Source organism: Actinomycetes bacterium (assembly GCA_036000965.1).
Classification (GTDB): domain Bacteria; phylum Actinomycetota; class CALGFH01; order CALGFH01; family CALGFH01; genus DASYUT01.
This window is the reverse complement of sequence record DASYUT010000083.1, coordinates 1-11,506: the sequence shown is the minus strand read 5'-3', so window position 1 is coordinate 11,506 and position 11,506 is coordinate 1. Positions and strand designations below refer to the sequence as shown.

Here is an 11,506-nt window from a genome sequence, read left to right as displayed (position 1 = left end):
TTCTGACGTGGCAGCTTCGATAGCCTCCTGGTTCTCAACAGCAGCACCAGCCGACCGCGGTAACGGTCGGTGAGGAGGCCGTCATGGCTACCGTCGCCAGTCTACTGGCCGAGCACGTACGCTTTCGCCTCACCTCGGTGGACCGGGTCTTTGTGGCCGGCTATGTCCCGGCGCTGATGACCCAGGGGCAGGTGGTGCGGTTCCTGCTGCATCGTGGCTACCCGATCCCCTCGCCGGCGGGCCTGGCCCACAACCACGACCGGCTGGTCCGCGACATCGAGGCGTTCATCGCTGCGCACGAGATCCCGGTGGTGCGCTTCGCCAAGCGCCAGTCCAAGGAGGAGGTCGCCCGGCCGTATCTGGCCGGAGCCGAACGCGAGGGTCGCGAGGGGGTGGTGCTGGTCGGCATCGCGCAGGAGCGGGTGGCGGGCTGGCGGGGCTGGAAGGACGGCGGGTCGGCCGGCCACCCGCACTTCACCTACCGGCGCCAGGCACTGTTCGTCAACCACTACTACTTCTACCTGTGGGACCGCGACTGGGGCCCGGCGTTCGTCAAGCTGTGCCCGTACGCGCCCTATCCGGTCTGGGTGTGGTGCAACGGCCACGAGTGGGCCAAGCGGCAGCTCACCCGGGCAGGGATCGGGTTCACCGCGCTGGACAACGGGCTGCGCGAGGTCGCCGACCAGGCCGCCGCCGAGCGCGTCTGCGAGCGCCTGGCGGCCGGGCATCTCCGTGTCTTTATCGAGCGCTGGCTGGCCCGTCTGCCGAGCCCGCTCACCGCCGCCGATCACGCGGCCGGGTTCCGCTACGACTTCTCGGTCCGCCAGCTCGAGGTCAGCGACACCGCGGTGTTTGACCGGCCGCAGGCCGCCCGGGCCTGGTTCGAGGCCGCCATCCGCGAGCATCTGGACCTGGGCCGCCCCGAGCAGGTCCGCCTGATCGTCGACCGCCGCATCACCCGCCGCACCCCCGGGCGCTTCCAGACCCGCGTGGTCACCCCCGACGTCGACCCCCACCTGCAGATCCACTACCGCTCCTCCAAGGTCAAGGCCTACCTCAAAGAGCACCGGGCGCTACGGGTGGAGACCACCATCAACGACCCCCGCGACTTCGGCGTCGGACGCCGGCTGAACGGCGAGAACTGGCAGGCGCTGCGCCGCATCGGCGTGGCCACCAACGCCCGGTTCCTCGCCGCCCTCGGTGAGGGGGCGCCGCCCCCGCCCGACGCGGCCACCCTTGAGGCGGTGGTCCTGCCGTCGGAGCGTGACGGCCTCCGAGCACCAGGACTGCGCTTCGGAGATCCGCGGGTGATGGCGCTGCTGGCCGCGCTGGCTGCCTTGTGTCACGTCACCGGTGGGCTCACCAACGCCGGGCTGTGCCGGCTCATGACCGGCCTGCTGGGACGGGACTACTCGACCCGGCAGGCCACCTACGACCTGCGCCGGCTGCGCCGCAAGGGCCTCATCCAGCGGCTCCAGGGCCGCCACGTCTACCAGGTCACCCCCTACGGCCGGGGGATCGCCTGCTTCCTCACCAAGGTCGCTGCGCGGGTGGTCGTCCCAGTGCTCACCGAGCTCGACACTGCTGGGCGGCCACACGCCCCAGCACCACGGCCGGTGATCCGCGCCTGGCGGGCCTACGAGCAGGAGGTCCACGCCCTCATCGCCGCGTCCGGGATCGCGGCCTGAGACTTGACTCGTTTGTGAACATCCAGTCCGCCAAGGCGGGCTAGCTGCCCCAACCGTCGAAGTAGGAGACGCAACTCCGGTCCCCGCTCGCCAGGGCTTGTCGATTGGCGGTGAACGTCTCGAGGGGTCGAGCTTCTCAAGCCTCCTCCGCACACCTGGACCTGCCCGGCAACGGTGGATCCCGGCTGATGCTTCCGCCTCTACGGGGCAATCTTGCCGACCGTCTCCTCAGGCAGCTTCCAGGCACACGTCCACGACCGCAACCGCCGGGCGGTCGAAGCACGATCCCGATCGAGCCCGCGTTCACGTCGGCCGCGCAGCGCGAGCGGTGGCGACCGCCGCCTGGTTCCAGGCATCTCACCGCGTCTCGCCTGCCGGGTTCCTGCGGCCGGGCATTGGCGAGCACCGTGACCGGCTCGGCATGGAGGCTGCCTCGACGCCCGGTCGGGGAGGCTTGACGGCTCCTCCAGGACGAGGTCCACTGACCGCGCGGCCTCCGCCGCTACACCCTCGGAGCCGACGGGGATCACGTGGAACCGGTCGATTTCATCGAGCCCACCCGGTCCGGCGGCCGTCCCAGCGATGGCGAGCCCGAGCACGTCTCCCAGGCCGGCGAGTCACGGCCCGACGCGTCCAGCCTGGGGGTCTCGGGGCTCGGAGGGGTCTCGGGGCTCGGAGGGGACTTCGTGACCCCGGTCGGGGCTCTCGTCACCCGGCCGCCGCTGTTCGTCCCCCCGGAGGCGACCATCGCCGAAGCGGCGCGGGCGATGCGCGAGGCGTCCGTGAGCTCGGCCCTGGTCGCCGACGACCCACCCGGCATCGTGACCGACGGCGACCTGCGCAACCGGGTCCTGGCCGAGGAACGCACGTCGGATACTCCGGTCCGGGCGGTGATGAGCCGGCCGCTCCGGTCGCTTCCCGCCGACGCGCCGCTGTACGCGGCGCTCCTGCTCATGCTCGACCAGGACTTCGAGCACGTCCCGGTGACCCGGGCGGGACGGATCGTGGGCATGGTGACCGACATGGACCTGCTCCGGCAGCAGGCCAGGAGCCCGCTGCTCGTGCTCGGCCGGATCCGGACCCTCGACCGGCTCGAAGCCCTCGAGGGGTACGCGCACGAGATCGCGGCGACCGCCGAGGCGTTGTTCGCGGGCGGCGTCGAGCCCGTCCGGATCGCCAGGGTCATCGCGAGCCTCGACGACGCCCTCACCGGCAAGCTCCTGCAGCTCGCCGAGGCGGAGCTCGGCCCGCCGCCGTGCCCGTACGCCTGGCTCGTGCTCGGTTCGGAGGGCCGGATGGAACAGGTGCTCCTGAGCGACCAGGACAACGCCCTTGTTTACCTGGAGGACACCGCCGAGGCGCGCGCCTACTTCGAGATGCTCGCTGGCCGCGTCGTCGCCGGGCTCCTGCAGGCGGGCTTTCCGCCCTGTCCCGGGGGCTACATGGCCACCAACTGGTGCCGGCCGCTGGCTGCCTGGCAGGACGTCTTCCGGCAGTGGATCCAGACGCCCGAGGCGCAGGCGCTGCTCGAGGCCGAGGTGTTCCTCGACTTCCGCCACGTCCATGGCGAGCTGTCGCCCGCGCCGCTGAACCAGATCCTGCTCACGGGAGCAGGCCGACAGCTGTTCCTGGTCCAGCTCGCGCGGGCCGCGACCAAGTTCAGCCCTCCCCTCGGCCCATTCGGGCGGATCCGGACCGACGGCGGCAGCGTCGACCTCAAGCGCGGTGGCATCGCGGCGATCGTGCTGCTCGCCCGGCTCTACGCACTCGCGGCCCGGTCGCTGGCCCGGTCCACCCTGGAACGCCTCGAGGCGGCGGCGCAGGCCGGAACACTGAGCCGGGGCGGGGCCGAGGCGCTCGCCGACGCGTTCCGCTACCTGACGCACCTGCGTCTCCGGGAGCAGCTCCGGCGGCTCGCCGCCGGCGGACAGCCGGACAACCGGGTTCCGTTCGGCGGCCTCTCGCCGCTCGAGCAGCGGCGGCTGCGGGACGCCTTGCGAACCGTGGTCGAGCTGCAGCGGGCGACCGCGCGCAGCTTCCAGACGGGTGAGTAGACGGGGACGCCGTGCACGAGCGAATGAGGACGCCGCGGCTGGCCGCCGCCGCCGCGCTCGGGTTCCTGCTGCTCAACTACCCGCTGCTGGCGCTGTTCGACTCCCCGGCCAGGGTGCTCGGCGTCCCGCTGCAGCTGGCGTACCTGTTCACGGCTTGGGCCCTGCTGATCGTCCTGGTCGCGCTGATCGTCCGGCGGCCGCGATGACCCGGGGCTGAGGGCGTGCTCCGCACCTGGGTCATCGTCGCCGTCTCGGCCGCCTACCTCGGCCTGCTGTTCGCCATCGCCTACTGGGGCGACAAGCGCGCTCGCGCCGGGCGGAGCGTGATCAACAACGGCGCCATCTACGCCCTCTCGCTGGCCGTCTACGCGACCTCCTGGACCTACTACGGCAGCGTCGGCCGGGCCGCCAGCCAGGGCGTCGGCTTCCTCCCGATCTACCTGGGCCCGACCCTCATGGTCGCGCTCGGCTGGCTCGTGCTCGGCAAGATCATCCGGATCAGCAAGCGCAACCGGATCACCTCGCTGGCCGACTTCGTCTCGGCCCGCTACGGCAAGAGCACGCTGCTCGGCGCGCTGGTCACGGTCATCGCCGTGGTCGGGATCGTCCCGTACATCGCCCTGCAGCTGAAGGCCATCTCCAACACCTTCAACATCCTCCGGCGCCACCCCGAGATCGTCACAACCACCGAGCTCGGCTCGGTGCCGCTGCTGGGAGACACGGCCCTGTACGCGGCCCTGCTGTTGGCGGCCTTCACGATCCTGTTCGGCACCAGGCACCTGGACGCGACCGAGCGGCACGAGGGCATGGTGGCCGCGATCGCCTTCGAGTCGATCATCAAGCTCGTTGCCTTCCTGGCTGTCGGGGTCTTCGTCACCTTCGGCGTCTTCACAGGCTTCGGCGACCTGTTCGGCCAGGCGGCCGCCGTGCCCGAGCTGACCCGCCTGTTCACGCTCGGCCCCGGGACCGACTACGGCACCTGGGTGTGGCTCACCGTCCTATCGATGCTGGCCATCCTGCTGCTGCCAAGGCAGTTCCAGATCGCCGTGGTCGAGAACGTTGACGAGCGGCATCTCAGCACGGCCACCTGGCTGTTCCCGCTCTACCTGCTGGTCATCAACGTGTTCGTCATGCCCGTGGCGCTGGCGGGGCTGCTCCGATTCGGGGGCGGCGGCGTCAACCCGGACACCTTCGTGCTCGCGCTGCCCATGGCCGAGGGGCAGCAGGCGCTGGCGCTGCTCGCGTTCCTTGGCGGGCTGTCGGCCGCCACCGGCATGGTCATCGTCGAGACGATCGCGCTCAGCACGATGGTGTCCAACTCGCTGGTGCTGCCCGTGCTGCTGCGGTTGGATGGCTGGTCATGGGTCCGGCGCCGCATGGCCCGGCCCAGAGAGCTGGGCGGGCTGATCCTCGGCATCCGGCGGGTGACGATCGTGCTCGTGCTGCTGCTAGGGTTCGCCTACTTCCGGGTGGCCGGCGAGGCGCCGGCGCTGGTGTCGATCGGGCTGATCTCGTTCGCGGCCGTCGCCCAGTTCGCCCCGGCCGTGCTCGGCGGCATCCTCTGGAAGGGCGGCACCCGGGCCGGCGCCCTGGCCGGGCTGGTCGCCGGCTTCGCCGTCTGGGTCTACACGCTGCTGCTGCCCAACCTGGCCCGCTCCGGCTGGCTGCCGCTCGGCTTCCTCGACGGGCCGTTCGAGATCGAGCTGCTCCGGCCCCAGCAGCTGCTCGGCCTGGAAGGGATGGACGAGATCAGCCACGCCATGTTCTGGAGCATGCTGGCCAACCTGGGCGCCTACGTCGGCGTCTCCCTTGTCGGGCGGCCCAGCCCGGCCGAGCACGGCCAGGCGGCGCTGTTCGTGGACGTGTTCAGCCGGCCGCGAGAGGGCGCGGACGCCCGCTTCTGGCGGGGAAGCGCCTCAGTCGGGGAGCTGCGGGACCTGCTCGAACGCTTCCTCGGGCCGGCTGGGGCCGAGGAGGCGCTCGCCGGCCACGCCCGCGGACGCGGCCTGGACCTGTCCCCCGGCCTGGCGGCCGACGCCGAGCTGATCCACCACGTCGAGACCGTGCTGGCCGGGGCCATCGGCGCCGCCTCGGCCCGGGCAGTGGTCGCCTCCGTGGTCGAGGAGGAGCCGCTCGGGTTCGGCGAGGTGATGGAGATCCTCGACGAGGCCTCCCAGGTGCTCGCCTACAGCCGGGAGCTGGAGCGCAAGTCGCGCGCGCTCGAGCTGGCGACCGCCGAGCTGCGCGCGGCCAACGAGCGGCTCCAGGAGCTCGACCGCCTCAAGGACGACTTCGTCTCGATGGTCACCCACGAGCTGCGCACGCCGCTCACCTCGATCCGTTCCTTCTCCGAGATCCTGCTCGACAACCCGGACCTCGACGAGTCCGAGCGGGCGCAGTACCTGCGCATCCTCGTCGAGGAGGCCGAGCGCCTGACTAGGCTCATCAACCAGGTGCTCGACCTGTCCAAGCTCGAGTCGGGCCGGGCCGAGTGGCGCATCGCCGAGGTCGACCTGAAGGCCGTCGTCGAGGACTCGGTCGCGACCACCGCGCAGCTGTTCAAGGAGGGGCATGCCACGCTCGAGGTGCACGTTCCGGCCAGCGTCCCCCCCGTCGCCGCCGACCGCGACCGGGTCATGCAGGTGTTGTTGAACCTGCTGTCGAACGCGGCCAAGTTCTGCGACCGGCAGGACGGCCGGGTCACCGTGGACCTGCGCGTCGACGGGCCGGATGTGCGGGTGGACGTCCGCGACAACGGCCCGGGCATCCGGCCCGAGGACCAGCAGGTCGTCTTCGAGAAGTTCCGCCAGGGCGGCGACGCCCTCACCGACCGGCCGCAGGGCACTGGCCTCGGGCTGCCGATCAGCCGCCAGATCGTGAGCCACCTGGGTGGCGGGCTATGGGTCGAGAGCGAGCCCGGGCAGGGCGCGACCTTCTCTTTTACACTGCCGGTGGCACAGGCGCCGGTCGGCACAAAGGCGGCGAGCTGATGGCGAGCAAGGTCCTGATCGTCGACGACGAGCCGAACATCGTGACCTCGCTCGAGTTCCTCATGCGGCGCAGGGGCTACGAGACCCGCGTCGCCGCCGACGGCGACCTGGCCCTGGAGGAAGCTGAGCGCTTCCAGCCTGACATCGTCCTGCTCGACGTCATGCTCCCGCGCCGGGACGGCTTCGAGGTCTGCCAGCAGCTGCGCGCGACCGGCCGCAGCGACCTCAAGATCGTGATGCTCACGGCCAAGGGGCGCGAGACCGAGATCGCCAAGGGCATGGCGGTGGGCGCCGACGCCTACGTCACCAAGCCGTTCTCCACCCGTGAGCTCGTCGACCAGGTCGCGCGTCTGCTCGAAGGCGGCTCGTGAACGCGAAGGCCAAGTTCGCACTGGCCCTGGCGATCCTGTCGCTCGCTGTCGGGGCGGGCGTCGCCCTGCTCGCCGTCGGCGTCTGGTCGAGTGTCAGCCCGGGCGACCAGGCCGTCCTCACCCGCGTCCTGCGCGAGCAGGCGGCGCTCGTGGCCACGGGCGGGCTCCTGCTCCTCGCCGGGCTCGGGGCGCTGGTCGCGCTCTTCTTCAAGCTCTACGTGGCCGCGCCGCGGCGTCTGGCCACCGAGACCAGGCTCATCGCCTCGGCCAACCCCGACCACCGCCTCGAGGTGCGTGGGCCGGGGGAGGTACGCGAGCTGGCCGTCGCCGTGAACGAGCTCGCCGACCGCTACCGGTCGGCCCGGTCGGACGTCGAGGGCCAGATCGCGGCCGCCCGGGCCGACCTGGAGCGGGAGCGCAACCGGCTCGCCGCGCTCATGTCCGAGCTGACCCTGGCCGTGCTCGTCTGCAACGTCGAGGGCCGCATCCTGCTGTACAACGCCGCGGCAAGGCAGCTGCTCGACCGTCCCGTCGGGCTGGTTGGTCTCGGCCGCTCGGTGTTCGGGATCGTCGACCGGAGCCTGATCGCGCACGCGCTTGCGTGCGTCCGCGACAGCTCGGCCGCCTCGCACCCGGCCATGACGGCCAGGGGCGACAAGCTGCTCCGGGTGCAGATCGCCCCGGTCGCGGCCGAGGGCGGGGAGCTGGCCGGCTTCGTGCTCACCCTGGACGACATGACCCGGCGGGCCGAGATCAGCGAGCGCCGCGACGCGCTCCTGCGGGCGCTCACCGAGGGGACGCGCGCGTCGCTGGCCAGCATCCGGGCAGCCGTGGAGAGCATGCTCGACTACCCGGAGATGGAGTCCGAGCAGCGGCGCCGGTTCGTGGAGATCATCCGGGAGGAGGCCACCGGCCTCGGCGCGCAGGTCGAGCGGGCCATGAGCGAGTCCTCCGGCTACCTGCACGACCAGTGGCTGCTGGCCGACATGCTCGACCGCGAGCTGCTGACCGCCCTCGGCCGCAGCCTCGATGGCGAGGCCGGGGTGCGCGCCTCGATCGACGAGCCGGGCGACGAGCGCTGGCTGCGGGTTGACAGCTTCGCGCTCGTCCGGGCCGTGACCCACCTCGCCGGCCGGCTGCACGCCGAGCGCGGCGTGGACGAGATCGGGCTCGCCGTGCGCGGCGTCGGGCGGCACGCCGAGCTGGACCTGCGCTGGCTGGGAGCCCCGCTGGACGCGGAGACGCTGCGATCGTGGACGGAGCAGCCACTTGGGCCGGGCGGGAGAGGCGCCGCGTCCACCCTCAAGGAGGTGGTCGAGCGGCATGGCGGCGAGCTGTGGTGCCGCCAGGACGAGGCGGGCCGCGGCGCCTACGTGCGGCTGCTCCTGCCCCTCGCCGAGGTCGTGCCGGGCCCGCCGCCGGTGAACCCGGCCGTGCCGGATGAGAGCCGGCCCGAGTTCTACGACTTCGACCTGTTCGGGGCGGCCGAGCATGCGCCTGCATGGGACGAGCGGCGGCTGGACGAGCTGGCCTACACCATCTTCGACACCGAGACGACCGGGCTGAGCCCGTCCGAGGGGGACGAGATCATCTCGATAGGCGCGATCCGGATCGTCAACGGGCGGCTGCTGCGCCAGGAGACCTTCGAGCAGCTGGTCGACCCGCGGCGAGGGGTGTCGGCCGCCTCCCAGCGCGTGCACGGCATCTCGCCGGAGCTGCTCCGCGGGCAGCCGACCATCGAGGAGGTCCTGCCCGCCTTCGCCCGCTTCGCATCAGACACCGTGCTCGTCGGGCACAACGTCGCTTTCGACATGCGGTTCCTGCAGCTGAAGGAGGCCCAGACCGGCGTGCGGCTCACCCAGCCCGTGCTGGACACCCTGCTGCTGTCGGCGGTCGTCCACCCCGACCACGAGGAGCACTCCCTCGAGGCGATGGCGGCACGGCTCGGCGTCAGCGTGATCGGGCGCCATACCGCGCTCGGCGACGCGATCCTCACCGGCGAGATCTTCCTCAAGCTCCTCCGGCTCCTGGGCGCGCAGGGCGTGGTGACGCTGCGAGATGCACGGGAGGCGGCCCGCAGGACCTACCAGGCGCGCGTCAGCAACTCCCTGTACGCGCGCGGCTGAGCGACCCCGGCGTAGCGCGGACGAACCGGTGGTACCGGGGTCTGGAGTGGAGGTATACGCTTCACATGTTTCCAGGTTGGTCCCGGTTTGGGAGGTGGTCGGTATGGCTGACGAGGCTGCCGAGAGACGGGCTGCCGCCACGCACGAGGAGGATCTGGACGCCCTGGCCGCCCGCCGCTTCCGGGTCGGCGTCGTGCTGACCCTGATCATGCTGGTCGTCTACTTCGGCTTCATCCTGCTCATCGCGTTCAACAAGCCGCTGCTCGGGCGGCGCCTCACCGACGGCCTGAGCCTCGGGATGCTGCTCGGCGTGCTCGTGATCCTCGCGACCTGGGTACTGACCTGGTTCTACGTCGGCTGGGCGAACCGGGTCTACGAGCCCGAGATCCGGCGCCTCAGGGGGTGAGCGACATGGTGGTGCTGGCCAAGCTGGGTGACCCGGACGCGCTCGCGATCTCGTTCTTCGGCCTGTTCATCCTGGGCGTTCTCGGGATCAGCTACTGGGCGGCCCGGCGCACGCACACGACCGAGCAGTTCTACGCCGCCGGCGGCAACGTCACCGGCTTCCAGAACGGGGTCGCCCTCGCCGGCGACTACATGAGCGCGGCCAGCTTCCTCGGCATCGCCGGGCTGGTGGCCCTGAACGGCTTCGACGGGCTGATCTATTCGATCGGCTTCCTGGTCGGCTGGCCGATCGTGCTGTTCCTGATCGCCGAGCCGCTGCGCAACCTCGGCAAGTACACCTTCGCCGACGTGGTCGCCTTCCGCCTGCACCAGAAGCCAGTCCGGATCGCGTCGGCGGTCGGCACGCTGTCGGTGGTCGTCTTCTACCTGATCGCCCAGATGGTCGGCGCCGGCTCGCTGATCAAGCTGATGTTCGGGCTCGACTACGCGCTGGCCGTCATCATCGTCGGCGCCGTGATGATCGCGCTGCTGCTCCTGGGCGGCATGATCGCGACCACCTGGGTGCAGATCATCAAGGCGCTGCTGCTGCTCGGCGGCGCCTTCATCCTCGTCGTGCTGGTACTGGCCAAGTTCGGCATGAACCCCGTCAGGCTGTTTGCCGAGGCGGCCGACGCGAACGGCCAGGCGGTGCTCGCCCCGGGCACGAAGGTGGTCACCGGATCGTGGGACGCGATCTCGCTCGGGCTGGCGCTCATGTTCGGCACCGCCGGGCTGCCCCACATCCTGATGCGCTTCTACACCGTCCCCGACACCAAGGCGGCACGGTCGTCGGTCAACTGGGCGACCTTCCTGATCGGGCTGTTCTACCTGTTCACTTTCGTGCTCGGCTTCGGCGCCATGGCGCTGGTCGGGCGGGACACCATCACCGGCGTCGAGAAGGGCGGCAACATGGCCGCGCCGCTGCTCGCGCAGGAAGTCGGCGGGACGCCCTTCCTCGGCTTCATCGCGGCCGTGGCGTTCGCCACGATCCTGGCCGTGGTGGCCGGGCTGACGCTGGCCGGGGCGGCCGCGCTCTCGCACGACCTGTGGGTCAACGTCGTGCGCGGTGGCCAGGCGCCCGAGTCGGAGCAGCTGCGCGTGGCCCGCATCGCGACCGTGGTGATGGGCGCCATGGCGATCATCCTCGGGATCGCCTTGGAGGGCCAGAACGTCGCCTTCATGGTCGGGCTCGCATTCGCCATCGCCGCCAGCGCGAACTTCCCGGCGCTGCTGCTGGCGATCTTCTGGCGTCGCTTCACCACCTGGGGCGCGGTCGCAAGCATCGTGGTCGGCGCCGTGTCGGCCCTGGTGCTGATCTACATCTCGCCGACCATCCAGGTCGCCGTATTCGGCAACGCCAGCGCACCCTTCCCGCTCAAGAACCCGGCGCTCGTGTCGATGCCGCTGGCGTTCGCGTGCGGCTTCGTGGTCTCGCTGCTGACCCGCGACCGTCACGCGGAGCAGCGATTCATCGAGGTCGAGCGGCAGATCCACCTGGGCGCGGTCGCGCCGCCCACCCCCGAGCCGACCCGCCCGGCTCTACCGGCGGAGCGGTGAAAGGAAACGGCAGCCGGGCGAGGCGTTGACCAGGCTGCGCCGACTTCCCAGACCCGCTCGTCGCGCTTCTGGGCGAGCGACCTCGTGGGTCTCGGGGACCCGCGTGGCGGTACTCATGGGTTGTCCTCCTGCTCCGATCCCTCCGCACGGGCGGGCACGCACAGGGTGAGCGCCCGCGGGAGGATCTCAACCACCAGCCGGCGGGTGCTGCCGGCTGGGTCGCCGTCCCGCTCGACCGGCTGGGGCCGGTCGCAGTCGACCTCGACGCGTCGGGCG

General features: G+C 71.3%; 8 protein-coding genes. All 8 read left to right on the top strand.

The genetic code is table 11. The features are described 5' to 3' along the window. Window positions 1-83: 83 nt before the first annotated feature. A complete protein-coding gene (locus tag VG276_06750; protein HEV8649102.1) occupies window positions 84-1,688 on the top strand; it encodes a hypothetical protein in 1,605 nt (534 codons plus the stop codon). 530 nt (window positions 1,689-2,218) lie between these two features. Further along, entirely contained in the window at window positions 2,219-3,742 is a 1,524-nt protein-coding gene (locus VG276_06745; GenBank protein ID HEV8649101.1) for a DUF294 nucleotidyltransferase-like domain-containing protein, read from the top strand. Between the two features lie 23 nt (window positions 3,743-3,765). Next, complete coding sequence (locus tag VG276_06740) at window positions 3,766-3,948, top strand: hypothetical protein (GenBank protein HEV8649100.1); 183 nt, start codon at window positions 3,766-3,768, stop codon at window positions 3,946-3,948. Window positions 3,949-3,963: 15 nt separating this feature from the next. Beyond that, window positions 3,964-6,732 carry a sensor histidine kinase gene (locus VG276_06735; GenBank protein HEV8649099.1) on the top strand — a complete coding sequence of 923 codons (2,769 nt, stop codon included), beginning with the start codon at window positions 3,964-3,966 and terminating at the stop codon, window positions 6,730-6,732. Then, the gene (locus VG276_06730) at window positions 6,732-7,103 is read left to right on the top strand and encodes a response regulator (protein HEV8649098.1); all 372 of its coding nucleotides are present in this window, start codon (window positions 6,732-6,734) and stop codon (window positions 7,101-7,103) included. Before VG276_06735 ends, VG276_06730 begins: the two co-directional genes overlap by 1 nt. Further along, complete coding sequence (locus VG276_06725; GenBank protein HEV8649097.1) at window positions 7,100-9,229, top strand: exonuclease domain-containing protein; 2,130 nt, start codon at window positions 7,100-7,102, stop codon at window positions 9,227-9,229. Before VG276_06730 ends, VG276_06725 begins: the two co-directional genes overlap by 4 nt. A gap of 103 nt (window positions 9,230-9,332) precedes the next feature. Further along, window positions 9,333-9,635: a DUF485 domain-containing protein gene (locus VG276_06720; GenBank protein ID HEV8649096.1), complete on the top strand. Its 303-nt coding sequence runs from the start codon at window positions 9,333-9,335 to the stop codon at window positions 9,633-9,635. A gap of 5 nt (window positions 9,636-9,640) precedes the next feature. Further along, window positions 9,641-11,230, top strand: a complete 1,590-nt coding sequence (locus VG276_06715) for a sodium/solute symporter (protein HEV8649095.1) — start codon at window positions 9,641-9,643, stop codon at window positions 11,228-11,230. The last annotated feature ends 276 nt before the right edge of the window (window positions 11,231-11,506 follow it).

What these genes read in the sequence shown, in the direction of transcription:
- VG276_06730 (HEV8649098.1), top strand. Translation starts at nt 6,732, where the DNA reads ATGGCGAGCAAGGTCCTGATCGTCGACGACGAGCCGAACATCGTGACC.
- VG276_06715 (HEV8649095.1), top strand. Translation starts at nt 9,641, where the DNA reads ATGGTGGTGCTGGCCAAGCTGGGTGACCCGGACGCGCTCGCGATCTCG.
- VG276_06750 (HEV8649102.1), top strand. Translation starts at nt 84, where the DNA reads ATGGCTACCGTCGCCAGTCTACTGGCCGAGCACGTACGCTTTCGCCTC.
- VG276_06740 (HEV8649100.1), top strand. Translation starts at nt 3,766, where the DNA reads ATGAGGACGCCGCGGCTGGCCGCCGCCGCCGCGCTCGGGTTCCTGCTG.
- VG276_06720 (HEV8649096.1), top strand. Translation starts at nt 9,333, where the DNA reads ATGGCTGACGAGGCTGCCGAGAGACGGGCTGCCGCCACGCACGAGGAG.